We start from the raw sequence: 26,635 nt of genomic DNA, 5'->3' as shown, positions 1-26,635 counted from the left end.
CCCCCCCCCGCCGGACCCCGCCCCACCGTCCGCCCGGAAGACCGCGCCCACCCCCACCCCAGAGCCCGTCCAGGGGACGGACCCGGCACCACCCGGGCCCACCCTTGCGCCCACCCAGTGGCCCGAGCCCACCTCCACCCCAGGGTCCGCCCAGGGGACCGAACCCGCCCCGCCGGAACCCGCCCCACCGTCCGCCCGGAAGACCGCGCCCACCTCCACCCCAGAGCCCGTCCAGGGGACGGACCCGGCTCCACCCGTGCCCACCCTTGCGCCCACCCAGTGGCCCGCGCCCACCTCCGCCCCAGGGTCCGCCAGGGGCAACCCGCCCACCCCCACCCCAGAACCCGCCGGAGGCAACGCGCCCGCACCCGTGCCGGGTGCGCTCTGGCGGGGCGGGCTGCCCGGGAGCGGGTGGGAGGCGGTCGAACGGGCCCGGGCGGCCGAACGGCCACGGGCGCACGCCTACCTGGACGCCTACTTCGACGACCGGCTGCCGATCAGCGGTGACCGGTGCGGCGGTACCGATCCCGACGGGATGCTGTGCGGGTTCGGTGAGCGGGACGGCCGTACCGTGGCCTACGCGGCGCAGACCGGCACGGCGACCCGCCCCGCCGGGTACCGCACCGCCGCCCGGCTGATCCGGCTGGCGGACCGGCTCGGCATCCCCGTGCTGACGCTGGTGGACACCCCGGGTGCCGCGAACGACGCGGAGGCGGAGCGGCAGGGCGTCGGCGCGGCCGTCGCCGAGGTGTTCGGCGCGGTGGCCGCCGCCCGGGTGCCGGTCACCACCCTCGTCATCGGCGAGGGCGGTTCGGGCGGCGCGCTCGCGCTGGCCGCGCCCGGCAACACCTGGGCCACGCCGGACAGTTACTTCTCGGTGATCGCCCCGGAGCTGGCGGCCGCCATCCTGAAACGCCCGCCGGAGGAGGTCCGGTCGACCGCGGACCAGCTCCGCATCCGTCCACAGGACCTGGCGGAGCTGGGCGTGATCCGGGGCGTCGTCTGAACGCCCTCGGCCGCGGCGCTACCGGACCGCCACCGCCCGGATGATCTCCTGTGTCACCGATCCGCCCTTGTCGTCCCGGGCCGAGGCCCGCAGCGAGACGGACGACGCGCCGTGCGGCACGGTCAGCGTGCCGTGCCAGGAGGCGTCCCGGCCGGTGCGCAGGGGGACCTTCCGCCAGGTGGTGCCGTCGTCGTACGACACCTCCAGCCGGCCGCCGCCGAGCCTTCCGGTGCCCGAGGCCCGCGCCACGTAGGAGGCGCCGAGCCCGACGGGGACCCGCTGCCCGCCGCGCACGGCTCCGGCGAGGTCGGTGTCGAGGTCGTAGGCGAGGTTGATCAGCGGCAGGTACGTCCAGTGGTCCTCGGGGGTGGCCGCCGAGCGGAAGGTCCACTCGGAGTGGCCCCGGGTGGCGAGCGGCCACCGGCCGGCGTCGAGGGCGGTGTCGGTGACGACCTGGTAGGTGTGCTCCTCGGCGGGCGCGTCCCTGACGTAGGCGGCGGAACCGGTGTTCTGGTCGACGAGGGTGCCGTCGAGCCGGACGGAGGTGGTCTGCCGCATCCCGCTGTCCTCGCTCCACACGTCGCCGAAGCCGGTGTGGTCGGGTCCGGAGTCGCCCCAGCCGGGCACGTTCAGCTGGATCTGGTTCCCGGCCCGCTGCTGGCCCCAGCCGAGTCCGGTGCCCATCCACGGGTGCCACACCGGCCGGAACCAGTGCAGCGCCGGCCGGGTCCCGCCGTCGTAGCGGACGAGCCCGCCGCGCTCCTCCAGCGCGCCGTCGGCGGCGGTGACGGACTCGTGCCACAGCTGGCCGGGACCGGTGGAGACGTAGTCCGTGCGCTCGGCGGGCAGGGTGACGCGCTCCTGGAAGCCGAGGCCGATCGGGAAGGTGCCGGTGATCGAGTACCGGAACTCGCCGCCGCTCTGCGGCCGTGCCGCGTGGAACGTGACGCGCACGGCGGCCAGTTCGCGGGCGCCGGGCGCGTACGTGAGGTCCCGGTCCGGGATGGCTCCCCGGTGGCCCTCGGAGAGGTCGTACACGTACGGCGAGTCGGCGGTGCCCGTCATGTCGGCCCGGCCCGCCGCCCTGAGGCGTGCCGCGTCCGCCTGGTTCACGGTGGCGATCAGCAGGGGCCGGTCGGCGTTGTCGTCGGTGCCCCACCAGGCCGTCAGCCGGCCGGGGGCGTCGTCCGTGACGAACAGGGCCTCGGCGCCCGCGTCCTGCGCGTCCCGCGCGAGCGCGGCCGGGTCGGCGCCGGGGACGAGACGGGCGAGCACGGCCTTGCCGGACACCCCGGTGACGGGTCCGTCGCCGACGTCCACCAGGGGCAGTCTCGTGCGGCCCGGGACGAGGGTGCCGCCCGGCTGGACGGTGGCCTCGCCGACGCCCTTGACCTCCAGTTGTGGCTTGGCCAGCCGCCATACGGTCCGGTACTCGAAGGTGCCCCGCGTGACCTCGGGCGTGGGCGCCGCGAAGACGCTGTCGTAGGTGAGGGGCACCTGGACCGCGCCGAACAGGTCGGCGCCGTTCGCCTTCCGGTCGTACTCCATGACGAGCTGGTGGGTCTCGGTGCGCCGGTCCACGTCCGCCCGGATCTCCCGCAGCGTGCGGCCGTCCAGGGTGATGTCGCGGTCCCGGTCGAGGGTGATCTCGGGGGCGGTGAGGAAGCCGAGGCCGAGGGAGTCGGCGCCGTGGCTGCCGGGCACGTCGAGGAAGGTGGCGAGGGAGTAGGTGCCGGGCTTCAGGCGCAGCCGGAGCGTGCCCGAGTCGCCGACGTGGGCGGGCTCGGCGTCCGCGCCCTCGGCGAGCCGCTGCACGGTGAGGTCGGCGGCGGCGGGCGCGCCCGAGCGGTCCTTGACGTGGACGGTGAGCGTGTACCGCTCCTCCTCCTTGACCAGCCCGAACACGGTGTGCGCGACCGTGTCGCCGGCCGGGTCGGTGGCCACGATCCGGCCGCTGGTCTCGCCGACCGGTGCCTTGGACCCGTCGCCGGTGACCGTGGTGGAGGCCGTGCCGTGGGCGGGCACGGTGAGGGTGTCGTCGGCGAGGGTGGCGACGCCGTCCGGGGCGCCGCGCACCGACAGCCGCAACTCGACCGGGGCGTCGGAGGAGTTGGTGTAGGTGACGGTCCGGGTGACCGGCTCGTCCGCGTCGTAGGGCCAGCGGTGGAAGCCGAGGTCGGCGCTGCCGGTGGCGGTGACCGTGGCGCGCACCGCGTCCGGCACGCTCACCCGGCCCGCGCCCAGCGTGTAGGCGGAGGCGTCGAGCTGCTTCGAGCTGGACATCAGGGCGTCCTTCAGCCGCGCGCCGGTCCAGTCGGGATGCTGTTCGGCGAGCAGCGCCGCGACGCCCGCGACCTGCGGGGTCGCCATGGACGTACCGCTCATGGAGGTGTAGGGGCCGGAGCCGCCGACGAGACCGGAGCGGGCGGCGAGGATGTCCACGCCGGGGGCGGCGAGGTCGGGCTTGAGGGCGTTGTCGCCGTACCGGGGTCCGGCGGAGGTGAACCAGGCGGCCTGGTCGGCGGAGTCGACCGCGCCGACGGTGAGTGCGGCGTCGGCGGCGCCCGGTGAGCCGACGGAGGAGGGGGCACCGGTGTTGCCGGCGGCGACGACGAACAGCGCGCCGGTCTCCTTCGAGAGGGTGTTCACCGCCTGCGCCATGGGATCGGTGCCGTCGCTCGGCTCCGTGGAGCCCAGGCTCATGGAGACGATCCGGGCGTGCACGTCCCGTGCCGCCCACTCCATCCCGGCGATGATCTGGGACTCGCTGCCCGAGCCCTGGTCGCTGAGCACCTTGCCGACGGCGAGGTCCGCGCCCGGCGCCACGCCCTTCTCCTTGCCGTCGGAGGCCGCGCCGCTGCCGCCGACGGTGGAGGTGACGTGGGTGCCGTGGCCGTTGCGGTCGGCGACCTCCTGCCCGTCGATGAAGCTCTTGGCGGTGCTCACCCGGCCCGCGAGGTCGGGATGGCCGAGGTCGGCGCCGGAGTCCAGGACGGCCACGGTGACGCCCTTGCCGGTCAGCCCCGCGTCCCAGCCCGCCGCGGTGCCGATCTGGGCGTTGCTCTCGGCGAGTTCGGCCCGCACCCGCCCGTCGAGCCACACCTTGTCGATGCCGGGCGTCCGGGTGAACGACCGCCAGAAGGCACGCCCCTTGCCGGCCTCCACGGCGGCCCCGCGCAGACTGGGCAGCGCGCGGGTCCGCTCGGCACCGCCCGGGGTCGTGGTCCGCGCGCTCCTGTCGTAGGTGACGATCAGTGGCAGGGCGTCGGTCTCGGCGTCGGTGAGCCCCTGCCGGATCAGCCCGCTGACGTCGAACAGCCTCCGGTCCAGGCTGCCGGCCCGCAGGTACGGCAGCGCCTCGTCCGGTACGACGGTGAGGTGGCCGTCGCCGCGCTGCGTCCGTACGGCACCGGTGGCGCCCACGGGCCGCCGTACGGTGACCGTCTGTCTGCCGTGCCCGAGGTCGGTGACGGTCACCTCGTCGCCGGTGACGAGGGTGACGGTGGTGGTGCCGCTCGCGCCGGGGCCCTGGGGGTGCGGTGCCGCGACCGCCGGGCCGGCCGGGAGCAGGGCGCTCACCAGCCCCGCAGCGAGCAGGGCGGCCCCGCGTCTGACTGGTCCTGTGCTCATCCACGCCTCTTCTCGTGTGTAGCGAGTCGTGTGCAGCGAGTCGTGTCGTCGAGTCGGGTGTGCCGAGTCGTGTGTGCCGAGTGCGTCGAGTGCTGGGACGAGTGTGATGTGTCGTATCCCGTACGGGAGTTGACCGGAACTGACGGAAAGGCGCCCTGGCGGGTTTTCGCCAACCTCGGAACAGGTCCCGCCCCTCACCGCCGGATGTGTGACACCCGCAGCACCGTCCGTAACATGGACCGTGGTCACTGGTCAGGTACGACGGGGGAGCGAGCGTCACCGTGGACGAATTGGTGGAGTTCAGGACCGAGGACGGCGCGCTCGTCATGGTGGAGGGTGCCGGCAGCACCCGGTCGGGAGCCCGCCTCGTCTCGCGCGGCGACGGGCCGGCGCAGGCCGCGCGCACCTTCGAGGGAGCGCTCGACGGCGTACGGGCGGCCGCGGCGTCCGCGCTGCGGGTCTTCCGGGACGGCAGCCTGCGCCCGGACACGGTGGAGATCGAGTTCGGCGTGCGGCTGTCCGCGGAGGCCGGTGCCGTGATCGCGAAGGGATCGGCGGAGGGCCACCTGGTCGTCAAGCTGAGCTGGTCCCCGGGGCAGGCGCCGGAACCGGCCGCCCCGGCGCAGAACCCGCCGGCGCGGGCCGCGTCCGGACAGCACGCGTCACCGCCGACCCTGCCCGGCCAGGCCGCGCCCGACCGGACCGTGCCCGGACCGGAGTCCGCCGACCGGTGATGCGCAGCGCTGCCTGGCAGGCCCGGATCGCCTGTGGCGACGAGGTGGGTGCCGGATTCCTGGTCACCGGCCGCCGGCTGCTCACCTGCGCCCACGTCGTCGGGCGGAGCGACCGGGCAGCGGTGACCGTCACCTTCCCGCACGCCAGGGAGCTGGGCGAGCTGTCCGCCTCGGTCGTCGCCCACGGCGGCTGGGCGGGCGAGGTCACCGACCCCGGCGATGTCGCCGTGCTCGAACTGGACCGTGACGTCCCGCTCGCCCCGGCGGGTTTCGCCCCGCCCGACGCCGCGTACACCGAGCCGTACCCCCGCCTGGTCGCGTACGGCTTCCCCCAGGGCTACGACGAGGGCACGCTCGCCGAATGCCAGGCCGTGTCCGGGCAGTTGATCGCCGGGGAGTGGCTGGAACTGGTGGCGTGGCAGGGGCACGGGCAGCCGCTCGTGGACGGGTTCAGCGGGGCGGCGGCGGCGCTCCCGGACGGCAGGGTCGCGGGCATGGTCACCGCGGCCGTGGGGTCGTCGCCGGACGTGCGCAAGGGCCGGATGCTGCCGCTGGACGTGCTGGCCCGGTACTGGCCCGAGCTGGGCGAACTGGTGCCCACCCCGGGCCACCGGGACGACGCCCGCCGGCGGCTGTACGCCCTGCTGCGCCGGGCCGTGGCCGCCGGCGGCGGGGTGGGCGATCCGAACCGGCTGTACGTGGACGCGGTGGGCGCCTTCGGGCCGCCCCTGCCCCCGGGCGGCTTCCCCTCCCTGTGGGCCGCCGCCGCCTATGTGCAGTGGGAGGTCCCCGATCCGCAGGCGATGACCCGGTTCGCCGACCGGCTCCTGGAACTGCTGGACGGGGAGCCGACGTTACCGGACACGGCGGCCCCGGACGCCCCGGCCCCCGCCGCCGCGTCGGCGGCTCCCGCCTGGTCCCCGGTCGTCGTGGAGATCGATCACAGCGGTGCCGGTCCCGACCAGGTGACCGTGGAGGTGTCCGCGTACCGCGACGGCCGGCGCCGGCCGGTGGGCGCCCGCCGGCTGCCGCGCACCGGGGTGCGGGCCTACGTCCAGAGCCGCATCGACGAAGCCGTGGCCCACCTCGCCCCGGACGCCGACGAGCTGGTGACGTTCGTCCTGCCCCGTGAGTGGCTCAACGAGGCGGTGGCGCAGTGGGAGTGCGGCGCGGACGACAGCACGCCGCTCGGCTGCGCCTATCCCCTCGTGGTGACCGACCGGGCGCGCCACCACAGCGGCCGGCTGCGCCACCAGCTGCGCAAGAAGTGGCAGAAGCTGGACTCCGGCGGCGGGGTGGAGGTGCACCGGGTCGAGTGCGGCACCCGGGAGCGGCCGCCGAGCCTGCGCAAACGGCTCTGGGACGGCGACGCCGGGCTGGCGGGCTACGCGGCCCAGCCCACGACGGCACGGGAGCACTTCGAGGTCGGTCTCACCGTGCCCGTCCCGATCCTGCTGTGGCCGCGCACCGGCTCCCCCTGCACCGCACACGAGGACCCGCCCTGCCCGAGCGCCGAGTCCGGGGGTTCCCCCCGCCCCGGCACCGGCCCCGAGGACCCGCCCTGCCCCGGCACCGCGTTCCTCGACCAGCTCGCCGCCTCGGTCGCCGGTGTGCCGCCCGCCGAACTCCCGCGCCACGTCCTGTCGTTGCGGCTGACCGCGGACGCCGCCGACGAGCCCGACCTGCACTGGGCGAGAGACCTCCAGCTCCTCTGGGACGACCCGCGCTGCTTCCCCGAGACCACCGCGAGCCTGCACTCGCCCGTCGCCTGACCCACCGCACGACCGAACCGCCCCCCACGGAGAAGAAGAGCCCATGCCCCTGTGGCCCGTCTACACCGGTACGAACGAGCCGCACGACGGCATCACCCGGCTGCCACCGCCGCCGCCCTGGCGGAACTTCGACGGCGGGCCGCTGCTCCCGGCGCCGGACCCGTCCGGCGACGCCGCCGCCGTCTCCCCCGACCGCACGCACCGCGCCGAGACGTACCAGGCCACGCCGGAGACGGTCCAGCTCGTCAACGCGGCCCTGTACCTGCGCCGCCCGCTGCTGGTCACCGGCCCGCCCGGCACCGGCAAGTCCTCGCTCGTGTACGCGGTCGCCCGGGAGCTGCGGCTCGGCCCGGTGCTGCGCTGGAACGTCACCAGCCGCAGCACCCTCCACGACGGCCTCTACCAGTACGACCCGCTCTCGCGGCTGTACGCGGCCCGGCAGGAGGCCGCCCGGCGGGACGGGGCCGAGGGCGCGGACGACCGGTCGGGCATCGAGCACCATCTGCGCCTGGGCCCGCTCGGTACCGCCCTCCTGCCGTACGCCCGGCCCCGCGCACTGCTCATCGACGAGATCGACAAGAGCGACCTGGACCTGCCCAACGACCTGCTGAACGTGCTGGAGGAGGGCCAGTACGAGATCCCCGAGCTGGTGCGTGCCGCGCGGCTCGCGCCGGACGGTGTCGCCGAGGTGCTGGCCGACGGCACCGACGAGCGGGTCCCGGTGGCCCACGGGCGGGTCCGCTGCCGGGCCTTCCCCTTCGTCGTCCTCACCAGCAACGGCGAGCGCGAGTTCCCGCCGGCCTTCCTGCGCCGCTGCGTCACCCTGCACCTGCGGCAGCCCGACGACCGGCAGCTCGCCGAGATCGTCCGCGCCCACCTGGGCGAACCCGACGCCCACGCGCGCACCCTGATCGACCGGTTCCTGTCCCGGGCGGGCGTCGGCGACCTGGCCACGGACCAGCTCCTCAACGCGATCTACCTGGCCCGCTCCGCCGACCTGGACGCCGACTCCCTGGACCGGCTGGCCGAGCAGTTGATGCCGTACCTGGGGCAGACCGCGCGGTCCGATGTCTTCTGAGTCCTCCGGGGCCTTCGAGCGCCCCCGTTCCCCGGACCCCTTCGTCCGCCTGGCCGACGTCCTGGCCGAGGCGGCCCACGGGGTGCGCCCGACCCCGGTGGAACTGGCCGAAGTGCTGTGGCTCGCCCGGCAGATGACCCCCGGCGCGGACGACGGCCACACCCCGGCCGGCCCTGGCCCCGCCGACTCCACCGGACCAGCGGCGCCGAAGCGGCAGGAACCCCCGCCGCCACCGTCCCGGGAGACGGCACGGGACCCCGAGCCCGCCCCCGGGACCGAGCCCGTCCCGCACCCGCAGCCGCCCTCCCGCGTCCCCCTGCACCTGCCCGCCCGCCGTCCCGCCCCGGTGGCGGACCGGTCCCACACCCCGCTCCTGGCCCCGGCGCCCCCGATGCTGCGCCACCCGCTCGCGCTGCAACGCGCGCTGCGTCCGCTGGAACGCCGGATCGACGCACCCGTGGGCCTGGAGCTGGACGAGCCGGCGACCGCCGACCGCATCGCCCGCCTCGGCGCCGACCCCGCGTGGTGGCTGCCGGTGCTGCGCCCCGCACGGGAGCGCTGGCTGCGCCTGAACCTGGTGTACGACGTGGGCCCCACCATGCCGGTCTGGCGGCCCCTGATCCGCGAACTGCACACCGTCCTGGCCCAGTCGGGCGCCTTCCGCACGGTCGCCCTCCACCGCGCCGCCGCCGACGGCACCGTACGCGGCCCCGACCCGCACGCCCCCGCCGACGGCCGTACCGTCACCCTCCTGATCAGCGACTGCATGGGCCCGCAGTGGCGGGAGGGCCCGGCCGGCACCCGCTGGTTCGCCACCCTGCACCGCTGGGCGCGCCGGATGCCCCTGGCCGTCGTGCAGCCGCTCCCGGAGCACCTGTGGCGGAACACCGCCCTGCCCACCACCCCGGGCACCCTGTCGGCCCCGCACCCCGCCGCCCCCGCGGCGACGCTCGCGTTCACCCCCTACGAGCGGCCCGAGTCCGCCGTGACCGGCGGCGCGGTCCCGCTTCCCGTGCTGGAGCCGGAGCCGCGGTGGCTCGCACACTGGGCCGGGCTGCTCGCCACCCCGGGCGGCGGGGAATTCCCCGGTGCGGTCGCCTGGTTGGGGCGCCCGCTGCCGGCGGACGCCGAGGACCGTACGGACGTCGGGCTGCTGTCCGCCGAGGAGCTGGTCCTGCGGTTCCGGGCGACCGCCTCGCCGGAGGCGTTCCGGCTGGCCGGCCATCTCGCGGTGGGCCGCCCCGACCTGCCGGTGATGCGCCTGGTCCAGGCCGCCGTCGAACCCGATCCGCGCCCTCAGCACCTGGCCGAGGTGATTCTCAGCGGGATGCTCACCACCGCCCCGGACGGCCCGCCCGGTACCTACGCCTTCCGGGACGGCGTACGCGAGCTGCTGCTGCTCGGCCTGCCCCGCACCGACCGCCACCGCACCACCGAACTCCTCGACCGCATGGGCGAGGTCATCGACCGCAGGGCGGGCCGGGCGCCGGGCGAGTTCCGGGCGTCGGTCCCGGCCGCGCGGGGCGCGGGAACCGCCGCGGAGGGCGATCCGTTCGCCACGGTCAGCGAGGACAGCGTCCGGCGGCTGTCGGCGGACGGCACCGAGGAGCTGTTCGCGGGGCGGTACCGGCTGCTGCGGCAGGCCGAGGGCACGGGCGGCACGGGCTGGTTCGCCCAGGACACGCGCGCCGGTGACACGCTCGTCGTGCTGCGCCGGTATCCGCGGGGACGGTCCCCCGCCGCCTTCCGGGACCTGTGCCGCCGCCTCGCCGAGGTGCGCCACCCGGGGATCGCACCGGTCCGCGACCACGGCGTCGCCGACGGATCTCCCTACCTGGTCCGTGAGTTCGTCGCCGGCCCCACCCTGCGCCGGCGCCTCCTGGACACTCCGGGCGGCCTGCCCGCCGACGAGGTCGTCGCGCTGCTCCCGCCGCTGGCCGAGGCGGTCCTCGCCCTGCACGCGCAGGACGGGCCGCGCGGTGTGCTGAACACGCACGCCGTCGTGCTCACCCCGGACGGACCGGTCCTGACCTGTCTGGACTCCGCGCCGGTGGTCCACGGGAGCCGGGAGAAGGCGCTCCAGGCGCTCGGCGGCATCGCGCGCGCCCTGCACCCCGACGACTCCGACGCGCTCGGGACGGAACTGACCCCGGCGGTCACGGCGCTCCTCTCCGACAGCCCGGAGGCCCAGCGGCGCGGCGCCGAGCGGCTTGCGCGGCTGGGGCGGGGGCGGCGGGGCGATCCCGCCGGCGCGGCTGCCGACCGGGCCGAGATCCGCTTCGCGGCCGACGGGCTCACCGGCCGCCCGGAAGCCCGCATCACGCTCGAAGCCACCGTGCACGAGATCCTGGCGCGCGGCTCCCTCGGCCCCCGGCAGTACGAGGCGGAGGTCCGCCCGGACGGCTACCTGGTGCGCACCGCGCCCGGCGCCTACCTCCTGCCCGTCCTCGTCGCCGTGCTGCGCGAACTCCCCCAGGCGCTCGCCCGGCTGACCGATCCGCCGCGGCTGCGGGTGACGTTCGGCCGGCCGCCCGTCGGGCCACCGGAGGAAGCCGCGGACGTGATGGTCGTCGTACCGCCCGCCCTGTACGACGACTTCGCCGCCAGCTCCGCCGCCCGCCGCTCGCAGCGGTTCCGCCCGCTGTTCCGCGACAGCGCCCCGGACAGCCCGCCGGCCGCCTGGTACTGCCCGCTCGGGCCGGGGTCCGCCGAGCCCGGGGAGCGGGATCTGGTGCGGGGCCCGTTCATCACGCACGACCTGCGCGAGCTGGGCGTCCCCACGCCGGGGCGCACGGCCGTCGTCCACACGCGGCCCGACGGCCCGCTGACGCTGCTCGACCCGATCCACCCGTACGGCACGCGGCCGCCCCGTCCGGAGACGTACTACGCGGTCGACCTCACCCCGCACGAGACCCGGAAGATCGTGTCCCTGCCGAGTTCCGGCAAGGGCGCGTTCACCGCCGCGGTGAAGCTGTCCTGGCGGGTCGAGGATCCGGTGGCGTTCGTCCGCGCCGAGGCCACCGGTGTCTCCGGGCTCCTGCTGGAGCATCTGCGCGGCGCGGCGGCCCCCGTCACGCGCCGCTATCCGCCGCGCCGGGCGGGCGCGGCCCAGCGGGCGGTGAACGCCGGGGTGGACGACTGGCCGGTGCCGGGACTGGCGGTGTCGTACACCGTGCAACTGGTCCCCGAGTGGGCGCCCGCGCCGGAGGCGGAGCCTCCGGTCCCGTCCCGTCGGCGGCTGGCGGCGCTCCTCGCCGACGCCGAGACCGTGCTGGTCGGCTTCGACGGGCCCCTCGCCCGGCTGTTCCCGGCGCAGACGGCCCGGGAGGCCGTGCTCGACCTGCTGTCCGTCGTCGCCGACCACCGCGATCCGCAGGACGCGCTGACGGGCCGGCCGCTGCCCGTCGCGGGCGTCCCCGGCCGGGAGGCGTTCACGCACCCGCTGGACCTGCTGCGCGCCTTCGCCCACGACCGGCTCGGCCCGCTACTGCGCGCGCGACTCGACGAGCTGGAGCTGCGGGCCGTACCGGACGCGCCCACGACGCACCGCTCCCTCGCGCTCGTCCGCGCCCTGCACCGCTCCGGCCGCCGGGTCAGCGTGGTGACGGACGTGGGCACCCAGGCCGTCCACCGCTGCCTGGAGCCCTACCGGCTGCCCCTCGCGGGCGTCCACGGCCGCCGCGCCGACCTCAGCCTGCTGACGCCCCACCCCGACTGTCTGCTGCGCGCCCTGACCGCCGTCGGCACACCGGCCCGTTCGAGCCTGCTGATCAGCTCCTCGGTCGCCGAACTCACCGCCGCCCAGCAGCTCGGCCTCCGCTTCGTCGGCTACGCGCCCACCGCCGCCGGCCGGCGCGGGTTGCGCGAGGGCGGCAGCGAGGTCACGGTGTCCTCCCTCGAACCGCTGGTGGAGGCCATCCGCGCCCGCTGACCCCGCCGACACTCCGGGACGGCCGGAAAATACGCCCGTTCAGCGGCACCCCGCCCGGCCGCCCAGGAAAGGCGCCCGCTCCCGGACCCGCGCAGGATGCCAGTGAGCCCGCCGGACAGGCGGGGCACCTCAAGGCCTGCGCACTCGGGAGGATCCGCCGTGACCGTCAGCCTGGAGCACCTGCGCCGCTGTCACTTCGCCGTCGACCTGGGGGCGGCCCGCACCCGGGTGTACGTGAAGGGCTCCGGTCTGGTCGTGGACCAGCCCTCGGTCGCCGCCGTGAACACCCGTACCGGCGCGCTGATCGCCGTGGGCGAGTTCGCGGAGAAGATGACGGGGCGCACCCCGGACTACATCCGGGTCGTACGGCCCATCGCCGGAGGCACGGTGGTGGACATCGAGATGGCCCAGCGGATGCTGCGGCACCTGCTCGGCGACAAGATGCGCCGGGCGCTGCGCCGCAAGCCCCGGCTGCGGGCGGCGGCCTGTGCCCCGCACGACGCGGATCCGCTCGCCCAGCGCGCGACGATCGAGACGCTGGTCGGGCTGGGGGCCAGGCGGGTGGAGCTGGTCGACACGCTGATCGCCGCGGCCGTGGGGTGCGGGCTGCCGGTGGAGCGGCCCGAGGCCACCATGGTCATGGTGTGCGGGGCGGCGGCGACCCAGGTCGCGGTGCTCTCGCTGGGCTCCATCGTCACCGCCGAGCGGATCCCGGTGGGCGGCGAGGCCGTGGACCACGCGATCGTGCAGCATCTGCGGCACGCGCACGCGCTGATGCTGCCCAGTCAGGCGGTACGGCCGCTGCAACTGGCCCTGTCCGGCAACGGGCTGACCCCGCACGGCCCCGCGTCCACCGAGATCCACGGCCGGGACGTGGCGACGGGGCTGCCGCGCAGCGTGCGGGTGGACACCGCCGCCGTGCGGGACGCGATCCAGACCCCGCTGACGGCCGTCCTGGACGCCATCGGCAAGGTGCTGCGCGAGTGCCCGCCGGACCTGGTGGCCGACCTCGCCGACCGCGGGATCATGATGGTCGGCGGCTCGGCGCTGCTGCCCGGGTTCGACCAGATGCTGCGGAAGGCCACCGGGATGCCGGTGCACATCGCGGAGCGGCCCGACGTGTGCGCGGCGCAGGGCCTGGGCGCCATGCTGGAGGGCCGGATCGAACCGCTGGTCCTGAACCCGTTGGCAGCCTGAGCCGGGGACGGCAGTGCCCCTAAGGGGCGCGGCGCCCGCGCATCAGCGCCCCAGGTAGCACCGAACGGTCGTGCCCTCCGCCCCACTGTGCGTCCGCACCAGGTCGGCCACCAGGTTGACCAGCAGCAGGCCGCGTCCGCCCTGCTGGTCACGGGAGGCGGGGCGGCGGCCGGCCAGCGGGTCGGCGAGGCGGCCCTTGTCGCGGACCTCGCACAGCACGTGTCCGCCCTCGGGCCACACCGTGAGGACGCCGGTGCCGCCGCCGTGGATGACGCTGTTCGTGGTCAGCTCGGCGGTGATCAGCGCCAGGTTCTCCAGGCCCAGGCCGGTCAGGCCCAGCCGCGCGCCGTGGTCGGTGGCCAGGTGCCGGACGGCGGACAGGGAGTCCTCGTCGAAGGAGCAGCGGAGCACGTCGGGGCCGGCGTCGGGGGCGGGCGCCAGGGGCTCGTTGTAGCGGGCGACCACGTCGTCGGGGTCGTAGGCCGCGCTGGCCCGTTCGGTGCCGGAGCCGGCCGGGATGACGACCGGGTGGGTGGCGTACGCGTCGGCGAGCGCCCGCTCGTCCAGGCGGGTGGTGTCGTACGGGCACAGGATGGTGACCTCGCGGCCCCGGAAGGCCGCGTTGATGAGCGCCTCGTGCTGGGCGCAGGCCGGGTACTCGGCGGGGCTGCGGCCCGCCCAGATCGGTTCGCCGATGATCCGGACCCGGCGGCCGGGCGGCTGGGCGTCGGCGAAGGCGCGCAGCACACCGGGGATGATCCGGCCGGGGTTGCGGCCGGCCTCCCGCATGTCCAGGAACCGTACGGCGGCGCCGTCGGCGCCCAGCTCGTCCTGGATCAGCCGCAGGTTCTCGCCGGGGACGGCGACCGCGACCGGCTCGCCGGCGGCCAGCGCCGCCCGGACGAACGGCACGGTGCCGGCCACGTACTCCCGCGCGTCGGCGTAGAACAGCGCGGGATGCACGAACGGGTCCACGGTCTCCGCGGGTTCGGCGGTCGCGGTCATGACGTCCACACCTCGATCCCCGGCAGACCGGGCCACAGCAGGTCCAGTATCCGTGGCAGGGCGTCCGGAGGCCGGTCCAGCACCAGACGCCGCCGCCCGCCGAGGTTCCGGGCGGCGTCCGCCAGTGCGCCGGCGCCCGCGACGTCGACGAATGTCAGCGCGGAAAGCTCCAAGTAGTACACGTCCTCGCCCTCGCGAACGGCCCGCTCCAGCGCGCGCTCCCAGATGCCGCGCGTCGGCAGGCTCACCTCGCCCGCCGCCCGGATTCCGGTCCGCCCGGTCAACGGGGACACGTCGAGCCGCGGCGGCGCGTGCGTCGGCACGGCCGGCGTCGGCACGGCGGCCGGCAGGGGCCGCGCCGGTTCAGCTGCGTTCACGCCGTCTCCCAGCCGCACGGGTACATGAGTGCCCAGTATGCGCCCTTGCTCTCCCGGATGGTGTGTAGGTCCCCGGGCGGGGGGCAGGCGAGCTGCGAACGACCGACGGCCGAGCGAGACGAGAGACATGATTTCGGCTGCACGCGCAGCGCACACCGGGCGGCTGGACACCCTGGCCGTCGACGGCGGCACAGAGGGCGACCGGGTCCTGCTGACCGCGCGCGGCGAGTTGGTCCGCGGCTGTACGCGGCCCCTCACCAGGGCGCTGGCGGCGCTGCCGGCGGGCGTGGCCGGGGTCGGCCTGGACGTGTCCGGGGTGACCTTCCTCGACACGGCGGGACTGGCGGCGCTGGACGCGCTGAGCGAGTACGGCCGCCGGCACCGGGTGCCGGTACGGGCCACCGGCTGGCGGGGGCAGCCGCGCCGGGTGCTGGAACTGGCGGGTCTGGACCCCGTGGACCCGCTGAGCGCCGCCCTGCCGCCGGGACTTCCCGCCCGGACTGCCTCGGCCGTCGCCCGTGAGCACGCGGAGCAGACCGAGCAACTGCACCGGCTGCGCCTGGAGATCGATCAGCTACGGCACGCCATGGACTCCCGGCCGGTGATCGACCAGGCCCGGGGCATCCTGATGGCGGCGCACGCGTGCACCCCGGAGCAGGCGTGGGAGATCCTGCGGGAGGCGTCCCAGCGGTCCAACACCAAGCTGCGGCACGTGGCGTCGGCGGTCACGGCGAGCGCGGCGCCGGACGGCCCGGCCCCGCCGGAGCCGCTGCGATCGGCCCTGGCCGCCGCGGCCGACCGGGTCGGTACGGCGGTCAGTACGGCAGGACGCGCCCCGAGGGGGTCCTGCGGTCGATCTCCTGCCCGCGCGGCGCGGCGGGCCGCCGGCTGACACGTACCCGGATCCGACGGTCCATGACGCCCATGACGCCCTCCTCCTGCCGACACCGCCCGGCTGCACGCCGGTAGGAGGTGCGTGCCCAGGACCTGACCGGTTCAAGCGTGGACCGGCTCAAGTCTTCGGGACGGCACGGTGGTTGACCCGGACCTGTTAGCGGGTCAGGTACCGGGCGAGGACCGGGTCGAGCTGGGCCAGCCAGGCGGTCAGCCGGGCCCTGCGGCGGGCGTTCAGCTCGCAGGAGTACACCTCGCCGTCCCACAGCCGCACGGTGAGGGTGAGGCGGTTGCCGCGCCAGTGGCGTCCGACGTGCGCGATCTCGTTCCAGGCGAAGTCCGCGGTGACGCCCGCGACTTCGAACAGCACTCCGGTGGCGTTCACGACCGCGCCGGACTGCGCGTCGGCGAGCACGGCCTCCGGGGTGCCGTAGGGCATGGGCGGCCCGAAGCCGTAGGGGGCCGGCGGGGTGGCGGGCTGCACGGGCAGGTGCGGGGGCGTGGCGGTCTGGACGGGCTGCTGTACGGGGTGCTGGTACGGGTGCGCCGCGGCCTGCGGGGGTGTCGCGGGCGGCGGGGGCGGGGTGAACGCCGGGGGCGGGGCGGCCGGCCGCGGGGAGACGGTGAGCGTGGGCGGGTACGGCGGTGTCGCCGGCCGGGCCGGGTCCGGTACCGGTTCCGTCAGCCGGTCCAGCAGTTCGGCGGGCGTCGGCCGGTCCGCGGGCTCCTTGGCCAGGCACGCCGAGACCAGGTCCGCCAGCCCGGCGGGTACGGCGGACAGGTCGGGCGGCTCGTGCACGGAGCGGTACATCAGCCCCATCGGCGTGCCCTCCCCCCAGGCGCTGCCGCCGGCCGCCGCGACCAGCACGGCGCCGAGCGCGAACACGTCGGCGGCGCCGGTGACGTCGTGACCGAGGGCCTGTTCGGGCGCGAGGAAGCCGGGGGTGCCGAAGGCGGTGCCGGTCGCGGTGAGGCGGGTGGACTCGGCGGCCCGGGCTATGCCGAAGTCGAGGACGCGCGGGCCGTCGACGTCCATGATGATGTTGCCGGGCTTGAGGTCGCGGTGCACCAGGCCGCAGGAGTGGATGGACTCCAGCGCCTCGGCGAGCGCGGCGCCCAGGGACCGCAAGCCGTCCTCGTCCATGGTGCCCTCGGCGGCGAGCCGGGCCGCGAGGGTGGGTCCGGGGATGTAGGCGGTGGCCAGCCACAGCGGGTCGCCGTCGACGTCGGCGTCCACCACCGGCGCCGTGTGGAAGCCGCCGACCGCGCGGGCCGCCTCGACCTCGCTGCGGAACCGCTCGCGGAACACCGGGTCGGCGGCCAGTTCGGCCTTGGCGACCTTCAGCGCGACGGCCCGTCCGCCGCGTGTCCGTGCGAGGTAGACCGTGCCCATGCCGCCCTCGCCGAGCCGGCGCTCGACGAGGTATCCCCCGATGCGTTCCATGCGGTCCAGTATGGCCGCCGGATCCGGCCCGTCCATGCCCGGCCCGGATCCGGCGGCCGGTGCGGCTCGCGGCACGACGTCCACGTCGTACGCCCGCAGCCGCGCGTCCAGTTGGAGGGTGGTCTCCAGGACGGCCCGGTTCCGGCGTCCCGCCGTACCCGCGTCCTCTGGTCGGGCGAGAAGAAGGGGGCGAGCGGGCCGGTGCCGGTACGGACGAGGCCGGCGAGGCGCTCGCGCAGGGTCCGGTTGCAGGCCTCGGCCCGGATGGAGGGGTAGGGCGTCTTGACCCGCTGGGCGACGGCCGTGGGCAGGAGGTCCTTCATGGCCGCGCGCAGCAGGCTCTCCTCCCGGCCGTCGACTCTTCATCGCTCAGGCGACGTTGAAGGTGTACTCGACCGGTCCTTGCGGTCGAAGAGGACCTGGGCGTGGCGGGTGAGGGCGAGGCGTCCATCTCGGCGACGGCGGCGCTGTGGCAGTCGCGTTCATGGGTGTCGAGGTCCGGCTCGGCGAGCAGGGCGGGGGTGAAGACGACCTCGCTGCCCTGGTAGTTGTGGCGGCCTTCGCGGACCCGGGGGAACGTGGTGGAGAAGACGGCGTCGGGGTCGCGCTGCCGGCGGTAGCCGCCGGACACCTCGTCGCCGCACGGGGGAGTTCAGTCGCCGCGGGCGCGGACGGCGAGCAGGGCGACCAGCAGGGTCGGCAGGAGCAGCAGCGCGAACGCCACGCGGTAGCCGTCGATCGGGCCGGCGCCGGCGGCCAGGCAGGCGTTGAGGACTCCGGAGGCCAGGGCCAGGACGACGACCTGGCCGAGGTTCATGTTGGTCTGCATGGCGCTGGTGGTGTGGCCCTGCCGGTGCGGCTCGCTGTGTTTCAGGGAGAGCACGGTGACGCAGGGGTCGAGCAGCCCCATGCCGATGGCGGACAGCGGCATCGCGGCGGCGGCCGTGACCGCGGGCAGGCCGCCGGAGCAGCCGGCCACGGCGAGGGCCGCGGAGGCGGTCATGATGAGGGCGCCGACGGTGACGAGGCGGTGCCGGGCCACGTCCTGGAGCGCCTTGCCCTGCACCCAGGAGGCGCCGGCCCACAGCACCGCGGAGGCGGTGAAGGCGACGCCGACCACGACGGCGGCGACCCGCCGTTCGGTGATCAGCATCAGCGGCACCAGCGCCTCGATGGTGAAGTACGTGCCGGAGGTCAGGCCGCGCAGCAGCACCGCGGTCGGCAGGCCCCGGGCGCTGCGCCAGGTCCCGCGCGGCAGGAGCCGGGGCGCGAAGACGACGAGGAGGACGAGGCCGGCGGCGGCGAAGGCGAGGTGGCGCGGGTCCCAGTCGGAGACGCCGTACTGGCCGAGCGCCGCGCCGAGGCTGAGCATGGCCGCGACCAGCAGCGGTGGGCGGGCGGCCCGCTCCGTCGCGGGGGGTACGTCGGCCGGGTCGCCGTCCGCGGGTCTGCGGAGTACGACGACGAGGGCGACGGCGGGCAGCGCCGTCAGGGCGGCGAGGCCGTAGAACACCGCGCGCCAGGACCACCACTGGACGACCACACCGGCGAGCGGCGGCCCGAGCAGCGACGGGATGACCCAGCTCGCGCTCATCATGGCGAGCATCCGGGGCCGCAGTCGCTCGGGGTAGGCCTGGCCGATGGCGGTGGTCACCGACACCGCGACCATGCCGGCGGCCAGGCCGTCCACGAACCGGCCGGCGGCGAGCTGCCAGACGGACACGCTGGACGCGGACACCAGCAGGGTGAGCACCGACAGGACCATGCCGAGCGCAAGGGGCCGCCGGGCGCCCGCCCGGTCCGCCCAGTGCCCGCCCAGCACCCCGCCGAAGAGGCCGGCCGCGACGAAGCAGCCCGCCACGACCGGGAACAGGGACACGCCGTCCAGTTCCCGGGCCGCGGTCGGCAGGGTGGGCACCACGGCGAGCGCGGCGAACCCGGTCAGGAACATCACCACGGCGAACGTCAGGGTGGCGGCGAGGTACGGCGGTGAGAAGATCCCGTCCTCCGTGCCGCCGCCCGTCTGGTCTGAACCAATAATCAAGACGGGACGGAAATCTACGGGCGGCACAGCGCGAGGTCAACAGTGCTCAGATGACTGGTTCAGGGCGAGCACCGGGCAAGTCCCTGGCGTGGAGGCGGAGATGGTGTCCCGGTCCCCGGGAACGGCGGCGTAGCGGCGGAGATGACGGCCGTTCAGCTCCCCGTCCGAGTCACCGCTGGTGCCTCAGCAGTACCTGTCCTCGGCTCGCGAGTACCCGGCGGAGTAGCCGTCGGCGTAACCACGCGCGTAAGACTCGTTGTTTCTGTTGCTGTTGAAGTTGTTGTTGTTCCTGTTCCGCTTGCAGTCGTCTTTGGCGTCGGCCCACCCGGCACGGAACCCGGCCCTGTAGCCCTGCCTGTAGCTGTTGTCGCTCTCGACCGTCGTCGTCGCACTGGCGTGCGTCCCGCTCGGCGTTGCCGCCGAAGCCTGCTGGAGGCCGACGGGGCTGAGGGCGAGGGTGGCGGCGATGAGGGTCGTACCGAGGACGGCGGATCGCTTGCAGTGGCTAGCACGCATGACCTGCCCCCTTAGATCCATAGGTCACTTTCGGTCACTTTCCACACTAATCACGCTGGTAACTCTCGCAACTGGCCGCACTCCAGTTGCACGGGCCGGACATTGGCGCATGATGGCCCCTCAGCCGGACCGGACCAGGGGGGAACATGCGCACCCGCACGACCATCGCCGCCGTCATGGCGGCACTCGCCGTCTCGCTCGTCGGCTGCAGCAGCAGCGACAGCGGCGAGGACGCGAAACCCGAGGCGACCAAGACCCCGGAAGCGAGCAGTGAGCCCAGCATCGATGCCGGCACCGCCGAGAAGGCCGCCGGCATCCCGCCCGAGCCGACCGGCGGCAAGCGCGAAGAGCTGCTCCGCGCCCTCGCCGCCGCGAACCCGGGCATCGTGAAGTACGAGGACAAGGCCATCGACGCCGCACGCAACCAGTGCTCCGCCCTCAACGGCGGCAGCGGCAAGGCCGACTGGGCCGCGTCTCAGCGCTTCACCTACAAGGACGTCACCACGACCGAGGCACAGGGCAAGCAGATCAACGAAGCCCTCAGGGGACTCGGCTTCTGCAAGGCCTGACACAGAGGTCCTGGCGGGGCCGCCCCGGCGGGCAGGGACCCGTGGCCGACCGAGCGGTCCGCCATCGGCCGCTCGGTGTCACGCCGGGCAGACGATCAAGCTGCCCGAGAAGTCGAGCCCCGCCGCCGGCACCGCCGTGGACCTGATCGTCCGCGCTTCGGCCGGGCCTCGGCCGAGCCAAGGATCTTCAGAGGTGCCGTAACCCCCTCCGCCCGGAGGGGGTTAATACTGCGCCGCAGCTGAAAACGTTCCTGCGCCGAAGCGCCTCGGTGGGGCGGGTGGGACTCGAACCCACGGCCGACGGATTATGAGTCCGCTGCTCTAACCGGCTGAGCTACCGCCCCATAGCGGCGTGTCGCGTACAAGTGTGCGCGCCGTCTGCCGCAGCATAGCCGCTCATACGATCTCCTGCCTCGGATGGTCGGCTTCCGCGCTGCTCACGACCCTGAGGACAGCGCCGCAGGCCGCGACGGTTCCCGGGGACATGAAAAAGGACCCCGGAGGGGTCCTCGTTCAGCGCTCCCCCGACTGGACTCGAACCAGTAACCTGCCGGTTAACAGCCGGCTGCTCTGCCAATTGAGCTACGGAGGACCGAAGCTCCCCCGACTGGACTCGAACCAGTAACCTGCCGGTTAACAGCCGGCTGCTCTGCCAATTGAGCTACGGAGGATCGCCTCGTTGCATCGAACGTACCTACCTGGGTATTCGCCAGGGGGCGGGCGCTCGCTGCGACACATACATTAGCGCAAGCAGGGGGGTGCTCCGCCAATCGGTTCCCTCGGCGCCAGCGCGGTACCAGAAACCTACGCACGGGAAGGGTGGCAGCCATGCGCTACCGGCTCACGTTCCTCGCCGGACTGGCCCTCGGTTACGTACTCGGCACGAGGGCCGGTCACGAGCGCTACGAGCAGCTGAAGAAGTCGGCCCGCCAGATCGCGCAGAACCCCGCGGTGCGCAACACCGCCGAGACTGCCGCCCACCAGGGCCGCGTCTACGCGGGCAAGGCCTTCCACACGGTCAGCGACAAGGTCGGCGACCGGGTCCCGGAGTCGGTGGCCCAGCGAGTCCGCTCCCTGCGCGACCGCAACGCCGACGGCAGGACCTCGGACGACTGGGGCACGAGCAACACGTAGGAGACGGGTGCCACCACGGCGACCGGGCGCCCTCGGCCGAACCCACCGTAGGAATGCGGCAAAATTCTCCGCATGGGGATAGTCGCCGGCTTGGACAGCTCACCGGACTTCACACGCATCGTGGTCTGCGACACGGACACCGGTGCCGTACTACGGCAGGGGTATGCCCCGCACCCGGTCGAGGGCCGGCCCAGTGACATCGACCCGCAGGCCTGGCTGCTCTCGCTCGGTGAGGCCGCCGGCGGCGGCCTGCTGGAGGGCGTGCAGGCCATCGGCGTGTCGGCCCAGCAGAACGCGGTGGTCCCGCTGGACGCCCAGGGCAACACCGTCCGTCCCGCGATGGTCGGCGGCGACAAGCGCGCCCAGGTCGCGGCGGCCGATCTCGTGGACGCGCTCGGCGGCCGGGAGGCCTGGGCGCAGGCGGTCGGATGCGTCCCGCAGGCGGCCCAGCCGGTCACCAAGCTGCGCTGGCTCGCGAAGAACGAGCCCGAGAACGCGCTGCGGACGGCCGTCCTGCTCCAGGCCCATGACTGGCTGGTGTGGCAGCTCCTCGGGCGGCCCGTGCGGCGGACCACCGATCGCGGCGGGGCCTCCGGCACCGGGTACTGGTCGGCGGCCACCGGCGCCTACCGGCCCGACCTCGTCGAGCTGGCCCTCGGCCACCAGGCGATGCTGCCGGAGGTGATCGGCCCCTCCGACGCGGCCGGTACCACCCCGGAGGGCCTGCTGATCTCCGCCGGCACCGGGGAGACCATGGCCGCCGCGTTCGGGCTGGGGATCGGGCTGGGGGACGCGGTGGTGTCCCTCGGGGCCTCCGGCTCCGTGATGGCGGTGCACCCCGAGGCGCTCACCGACCAGTCCGGGATGATCACCTCCCTCGCCGACGCCACCGGCATGCACCTGCCGGTCGTCACCACCCTGAACGCCGTACGCGCCCTGCGCGGCGCCGCCGAGCTGCTCGGCCTGCCGGACCTGGAGAGCCTGTCCGAGCTGGCGATGAAGTCCACGCCGGGCGCGCACGGGCTGGTGCTGCTGCCGTACCTGGAGGGTGAGCGGACGCCGAATCTGCCGCACACCGCGGGGACCCTCGCGGGGCTGCGGCGCGAGTCGATGAAGCCGGAGCACCTGGCGCGGGCCGCGTTCGAGGGCATGCTGTGCGGCCTGGCCGACGCACTGGACGTGCTGCGCGGGCGGGGCGTGGACGTGCGCCGGATCTTCCTGCTCGGCCCGGCCGCCGAGCTGCCCGCCGTACAGGCCTCGGCGCCCTCGCTGTTCGGCGCGCAGGTCGTCGTACCGCAGCCCGCGGACTACACGGCGATCGGCGCGGCCCGGCAGGCGGCCTGGGCGCTCGGTGTGTCGCAGGGCACACTCGACCCGCGCACCCCGCCGGCCTGGCAGGGCGCGGCGGCGCAGGTGCTGGAGCCCGGCGAGGAGCTGGCCGTGGGGCAGGCGGTACGGCAGCAGTTCACGGCGGTGCGGGAGCAGACCCATCCGGGGGCGTTCCGTCCGTGAAGCCCGGCGGTGAATTAACCAGTTGAGGTAACGCCGGTGGAGTGTCCGACGATAGGGGCCAGGGGCAACCGACCATGCCCCTGTCGCCGACTCCGAGAGACGTAGCGTGCTCATACGACTTCTGCGGACCTATCTCAGGCCCTACAAGAAACCCATCGCCCTGCTGGTGGTGCTGCAGTTCCTGCAGACCTGCGCCACCCTCTACCTGCCCACTCTGAACGCGGACATCATCGACAACGGTGTCGTGAAGGGTGACACCGGTTACATCGTGTCCTTCGGTGCCCTGATGATCGGCATCTCGCTGGTCCAGGTGGTGTGCAACATCGGCGCCGTGTACTACGGCGCCCGGACCGCCTCCGCGCTCGGCAGGGATGTACGCGGTGCCGTCTTCGACCGGGTCCAGTCCTTCTCCGCGCGTGAGGTGGGTCACTTCGGGGCGCCCTCGCTCATCACCCGTACGACGAACGACGTCCAGCAGGTCCAGATGCTGGCCCTGATGACGTTCACCCTGATGGTGTCGGCACCCATCATGTGCGTGGGCGGCATCGTGCTGGCCCTCGGTCTGGACGTTCCGCTGTCCGGGGTACTGGTCGCGGTGGTACCGGTGCTCGGCATCTCCGTGACGCTCATCGTGCGCCGGCTGCGCCCGCTGTTCCGCGCGATGCAGGTCCGGCTGGACACGGTGAACCGGGTGCTGCGCGAGCAGATCACCGGCAACCGGGTGATCCGGGCCTTCGTGCGGGACGAGTACGAGCAGGGCCGGTTCGGCGGGGCCAACGGCGAGCTGACCGACATGCAGCTCGCCACCGGCCGGCTGCTCGCCCTGATGTTCCCGATCGTCATGACGGTGGTGAACCTGTCGTCCATCGCGGTCGTGTGGTTCGGCGCCCACCGCATCGACAGCGGCGGCATGGCCATCGGCGACCTCACCGCGTTCCTCGCCTATCTGATGCAGATCGTCATGTCCGTGATGATGGCCACCTTCATGTTCATGATGGTGCCGCGCGCGGAGGTCTGCGCCGAGCGCATCCAGGACGTCCTGGGGACCGATTCCAGCGTCGTACCGCCGACGGCCCCCGTCGCCGAGCTGCGCGCGCACGGGCACCTGGAGATCCGGGGCGCGGGCTTCCGCTACCCGGGTGCCGAGGAGCCGGTGCTCAGGTCCATCGACCTGGTGGCCCGGCCGGGGCAGACGACCGCCGTGATCGGCTCCACCGGCAGCGGCAAGTCGACCCTGCTCGGTCTCGCCCCCCGGCTGTTCGACGCCACCGAGGGCGAGGTCCTGGTCGACGGCGTGGACGTCCGCGAGGTCGAGCCGCACCTGCTGGCCCGGACGGTGGGACTCGTGCCGCAGAAGCCGTACCTGTTCGCGGGCACCGTCGCGACCAACCTGCGGTACGGCAACCCGGACGCCACGGACGAGGAGCTGTGGCACGCGCTGGAGGTCGCGCAGGCCGCGGACTTCGTGCGGAAGCTGGAGGGCGGCCTGGACGCGCCGATCGCGCAGGGCGGTACCAACGTCTCCGGTGGCCAGCGGCAGCGGCTCGCCATCGCCCGCACGCTGGTGCAGCGCCCGGAGATCTACCTCTTCGACGACTCCTTCTCCGCGCTCGACTACGCCACGGACGCGGCCCTGCGCGCCGCGCTCTCCCGGGAGACCGCCGAGGCGACCGTCGTGATCGTCGCCCAGCGGGTGGCGACCATCCGGGACGCGGACCGGATCATCGTGCTGGACGAGGGCCGAGTGGTCGGTTCCGGCCGGCACGCCGAGCTGATGGCATCCAACGAGACCTACCGGGAGATCGTGCTCTCCCAGCTGACGGAAGCGGAGGCCGCCTGATGGCCGGGCCCATGGGACGCATGATGGCCGGGGGCGGCCCCGACCAGCGCTCGATGGACTTCAAGGGGTCGGGCAAACGGCTCGTCGCCCAGTTCAGACCGGAACGCCTCACGATCTACTGCCTGCTGCTGTGCGTGGTCATCAGCGTGGGCCTGAGCGTGATCGGCCCGAAGATCCTCGGCCGGGCCACCGACCTGGTCTTCGCGGGCATCGTCGGCCGGCGGTTCCCGGCCGGCGCCACCAAGGAGCAGGTCCTCGACTCCCTGCGCGAGCGTGGCCAGGGCCGCATCGCGGACGTGCTGGGGGGCACCGACTTCACGCCCGGCAAGGGCATCGACTTCGACGCCGTCGGGCACGTCCTGCTGCTCGCGCTCGGCGTGTTCCTGGTCGCCGGCCTGCTGATGGCGGTCGCGACGCGGCTGGTCAACCGGGCCGTGAACCGCACGATGTACCGGCTGCGGGAGGACGTGCAGAGGAAGCTGTCACGGCTGCCGCTGTCGTACTTCGACAAGCGCCAGCGCGGTGAGGTGCTGTCCCGGGCGACCAACGACATCGACAACATCGGGCAGACGCTCCAGCAGTCGATGGGCCAGCTCATCAACTCGGTGCTGACCATCATCGGTGTGCTCGTGGTGATGTTCTGGGTGTCCTGGCTGCTGGCGCTGGTGGCGCTCGTCACCGTACCGCTGTCGTTCGTGGTCGCCACCCGGGTCGGCAAGCGGTCGCAGCCGCACTTCGTGCAGCAGTGGCGCACCACCGGCAAACTGAACGCGCACGTCGAGGAGATGTACACCGGGCACACCCTGGTGAAGGTGTTCGGGCGGCAGGAGGAGTCGGCGCAGCAGTTCGCCGAGCAGAACGAGGCGCTGTACCAGGCCGCGTTCAAGGCGCAGTTCCACAGCGGTGTCATGCAGCCGCTGATGATGTTCGTGTCGAACCTGAACTACGTGCTGGTGGCGGTCGTCGGCGGTCTGCGGGTCGCGTCCGGTGCCCTGTCCATCGGCGATGTGCAGGCCTTCATCCAGTACTCGCGGCAGTTCTCCATGCCGCTGACGCAGGTCGCGTCGATGGCGAACCTGGTGCAGTCGGGCGTCGCCTCGGCCGAGCGGATCTTCGAACTCCTGGACGCGGAGGAGCAGGAGGCGGATCCGGTGCCGGGCGAGCGGCCGGAGGAGCTGCGCGGGCGGGTGCGCCTGGAGCACGTGTCGTTCCGGTACGACCCGGAGAAGCCGCTGATCGACGACCTGTCGCTCACGGTGGAGCCGGGCCACACGGTGGCGATCGTCGGCCCGACCGGCGCGGGCAAGACCACGCTGGTCAACCTGCTGATGCGGTTCTACGACGTCTCGGGCGGCCGGATCACCCTGGACGGGGTCGACATCCGGAAGATGACCCGGGACGACCTGCGGGCCGGGATCGGCATGGTGCTCCAGGACACCTGGCTGTTCGGCGGCACCATCGCGGAGAACATCGCCTACGGCGCCTCCCGCGAGGTCACGCGCGGGGAGATCGAGGAGGCGGCCCGCGCGGCCCACGCGGACCGCTTCATCCGCACCCTGCCCGACGGCTACGACACCGTGATCGACGACGAGGGCACGGGCGTCAGCGCCGGTGAGAAGCAGCTCATCACCATCGCGCGGGCGTTCCTGTCCGACCCGGTGATCCTGGTGCTGGACGAGGCGACGAGTTCCGTGGACACGCGGACGGAGGTGCTGATCCAGAAGGCCATGGCCAAGCTGGCGTCCGGCCGTACGTCGTTCGTGATCGCGCACCGGCTGTCGACCATCCGGGACGCGGACACCATCCTCGTGATGGAGAACGGGTCCATCGTCGAACAGGGCGGGCACGAGGAGCTGTTGGCGGCGGACGGGGCGTACGCCCGGCTGTACAAGGCCCAGTTCGCGCAGGCGGTGGCCGAGGTGGACTAGGCGCGGGGGGGCCGCCGCGCGGCG

Annotated in this window: 19 protein-coding genes, 3 tRNA genes and 1 pseudogene; 12 read left to right on the top strand and 11 right to left on the bottom strand. The window is 74.2% G+C overall.

The genetic code is table 11. The annotated features are described in order from the left end of the window. Positions 1-358: 358 nt before the first annotated feature. Positions 359-1,006 (top strand): annotated as a pseudogene (locus OO52_RS29245) (carboxyl transferase domain-containing protein); the annotation flags it as partial. A gap of 18 nt (positions 1,007-1,024) precedes the next feature. Here OO52_RS29245 and OO52_RS29240 read toward each other — a convergent pair. Next, entirely contained in the window at positions 1,025-4,636 is a 3,612-nt protein-coding gene (locus tag OO52_RS29240) for a S8 family serine peptidase (protein ID WP_030652317.1), read from the bottom strand. A 281-nt stretch (positions 4,637-4,917) separates the two neighbouring features. On the opposite strand from OO52_RS29240, the gene OO52_RS29235 reads away from it, so the two are divergent. The 5 genes from OO52_RS29235 (at position 4,918) to OO52_RS29215 (ending at position 13,348) form a co-directional block, all read left to right on the top strand. Beyond that, positions 4,918-5,370 (top strand): CU044_2847 family protein, encoded by a 453-nt coding sequence (locus OO52_RS29235; RefSeq protein ID WP_030652320.1) that lies wholly within the window; start codon positions 4,918-4,920, stop codon positions 5,368-5,370. Next, on the top strand, positions 5,370-7,142 hold the full coding sequence (locus OO52_RS29230; RefSeq protein WP_030652321.1) for a trypsin-like peptidase domain-containing protein: 1,773 nt from the start codon (positions 5,370-5,372) through the stop codon (positions 7,140-7,142). The genes OO52_RS29235 and OO52_RS29230 overlap by 1 nt, the downstream gene beginning before the upstream one ends. 43 nt (positions 7,143-7,185) lie before the next feature. Next, a complete protein-coding gene (locus OO52_RS29225) occupies positions 7,186-8,220 on the top strand; it encodes an AAA family ATPase (RefSeq protein ID WP_030652326.1) in 1,035 nt (344 codons plus the stop codon). Then, on the top strand, positions 8,210-12,151 hold the full coding sequence (locus OO52_RS29220; protein ID WP_030652329.1) for an SAV_2336 N-terminal domain-related protein: 3,942 nt from the start codon (positions 8,210-8,212) through the stop codon (positions 12,149-12,151). The genes OO52_RS29225 and OO52_RS29220 overlap by 11 nt, the downstream gene beginning before the upstream one ends. 159 nt (positions 12,152-12,310) lie before the next feature. After that, positions 12,311-13,348: a rod shape-determining protein gene (locus OO52_RS29215; RefSeq protein ID WP_030652333.1), complete on the top strand. Its 1,038-nt coding sequence runs from the start codon at positions 12,311-12,313 to the stop codon at positions 13,346-13,348. Positions 13,349-13,390: 42 nt separating this feature from the next. Here OO52_RS29215 and OO52_RS29210 read toward each other — a convergent pair whose 3' ends face one another. Continuing rightward, positions 13,391-14,353 carry an anti-sigma factor RsbA family regulatory protein gene (locus OO52_RS29210; RefSeq protein WP_030652336.1) on the bottom strand — a complete coding sequence of 321 codons (963 nt, stop codon included), beginning with the start codon at positions 14,351-14,353 and terminating at the stop codon, positions 13,391-13,393. Further along, complete coding sequence (locus OO52_RS48020; RefSeq protein WP_234339802.1) at positions 14,350-14,703, bottom strand: STAS domain-containing protein; 354 nt, start codon at positions 14,701-14,703, stop codon at positions 14,350-14,352. Before OO52_RS48020 ends, OO52_RS29210 begins: the two co-directional genes overlap by 4 nt. Positions 14,704-14,857: 154 nt before the next feature. On the opposite strand from OO52_RS48020, the gene OO52_RS29200 reads away from it, so the two are divergent. Continuing rightward, positions 14,858-15,622 carry an ANTAR domain-containing protein gene (locus OO52_RS29200; RefSeq protein ID WP_030652341.1) on the top strand — a complete coding sequence of 255 codons (765 nt, stop codon included), beginning with the start codon at positions 14,858-14,860 and terminating at the stop codon, positions 15,620-15,622. A 159-nt stretch (positions 15,623-15,781) separates the two neighbouring features. Here the strand turns inward: OO52_RS29200 and OO52_RS29195 are convergent, their stop codons facing one another. The 5 genes from OO52_RS29195 to OO52_RS29180 all read right to left on the bottom strand — a co-directional run bounded on the left by OO52_RS29195 (position 15,782) and on the right by OO52_RS29180 (position 19,628). After that, positions 15,782-17,068, bottom strand: a complete 1,287-nt coding sequence (locus OO52_RS29195) for a serine/threonine-protein kinase (protein WP_030652344.1) — start codon at positions 17,066-17,068, stop codon at positions 15,782-15,784. Continuing rightward, a complete protein-coding gene (locus OO52_RS53085; RefSeq protein WP_234337774.1) occupies positions 16,966-17,391 on the bottom strand; it encodes a hypothetical protein in 426 nt (141 codons plus the stop codon). The genes OO52_RS29195 and OO52_RS53085 overlap by 103 nt, the downstream gene beginning before the upstream one ends. Further along, on the bottom strand, positions 17,388-17,699 hold the full coding sequence (locus OO52_RS53080; protein ID WP_030652347.1) for a hypothetical protein: 312 nt from the start codon (positions 17,697-17,699) through the stop codon (positions 17,388-17,390). The genes OO52_RS53085 and OO52_RS53080 overlap by 4 nt, the downstream gene beginning before the upstream one ends. Positions 17,700-17,720: 21 nt before the next feature. Next, positions 17,721-19,112 (bottom strand): MFS transporter, encoded by a 1,392-nt coding sequence (locus OO52_RS29185; RefSeq protein ID WP_030652351.1) that lies wholly within the window; start codon positions 19,110-19,112, stop codon positions 17,721-17,723. Between the two features lie 183 nt (positions 19,113-19,295). Then, on the bottom strand, positions 19,296-19,628 hold the full coding sequence (locus OO52_RS29180) for a hypothetical protein (protein ID WP_030652353.1): 333 nt from the start codon (positions 19,626-19,628) through the stop codon (positions 19,296-19,298). Positions 19,629-19,774: 146 nt separating this feature from the next. On the opposite strand from OO52_RS29180, the gene OO52_RS29175 reads away from it, so the two are divergent. After that, on the top strand, positions 19,775-20,197 hold the full coding sequence (locus tag OO52_RS29175; RefSeq protein WP_030652355.1) for a hypothetical protein: 423 nt from the start codon (positions 19,775-19,777) through the stop codon (positions 20,195-20,197). A 270-nt stretch (positions 20,198-20,467) separates the two neighbouring features. Here the strand turns inward: OO52_RS29175 and OO52_RS29170 are convergent. The 3 genes from OO52_RS29170 to OO52_RS29160 all read right to left on the bottom strand — a co-directional run bounded on the left by OO52_RS29170 (position 20,468) and on the right by OO52_RS29160 (position 20,868). Then, positions 20,468-20,541 (bottom strand) — tRNA-Ile (locus tag OO52_RS29170). Positions 20,542-20,716: 175 nt separating this feature from the next. Further along, positions 20,717-20,789, bottom strand: a tRNA-Asn gene (locus OO52_RS29165). Positions 20,790-20,795: 6 nt separating this feature from the next. Next, a tRNA-Asn gene (locus OO52_RS29160) sits at positions 20,796-20,868 on the bottom strand. Between the two features lie 157 nt (positions 20,869-21,025). On the opposite strand from OO52_RS29160, the gene OO52_RS29155 reads away from it, so the two are divergent. From OO52_RS29155 to OO52_RS29140, 4 genes are all read left to right on the top strand, one after another. Continuing rightward, positions 21,026-21,331, top strand: a complete 306-nt coding sequence (locus OO52_RS29155; RefSeq protein ID WP_030652358.1) for a hypothetical protein — start codon at positions 21,026-21,028, stop codon at positions 21,329-21,331. Positions 21,332-21,403: 72 nt separating this feature from the next. After that, positions 21,404-22,843: a xylulokinase gene (locus OO52_RS29150; protein ID WP_030652361.1), complete on the top strand. Its 1,440-nt coding sequence runs from the start codon at positions 21,404-21,406 to the stop codon at positions 22,841-22,843. Positions 22,844-22,949: 106 nt separating this feature from the next. Then, positions 22,950-24,683: an ABC transporter ATP-binding protein gene (locus tag OO52_RS29145; RefSeq protein ID WP_030652364.1), complete on the top strand. Its 1,734-nt coding sequence runs from the start codon at positions 22,950-22,952 to the stop codon at positions 24,681-24,683. Continuing rightward, positions 24,683-26,611, top strand: a complete 1,929-nt coding sequence (locus OO52_RS29140) for an ABC transporter ATP-binding protein (RefSeq protein ID WP_030652367.1) — start codon at positions 24,683-24,685, stop codon at positions 26,609-26,611. The genes OO52_RS29145 and OO52_RS29140 overlap by 1 nt, the downstream gene beginning before the upstream one ends. Positions 26,612-26,635: the final 24 nt, after the last annotated feature.

This window comes from Streptomyces flaveolus, from assembly GCF_000716535.1.
Classification (GTDB): Bacteria; Actinomycetota; Actinomycetes; order Streptomycetales; family Streptomycetaceae; genus Streptomyces; species Streptomyces flaveolus_A.
The sequence above is the reverse complement of the archived record's forward strand: the minus strand, read 5'-3'. Positions and strand labels throughout refer to the sequence as shown.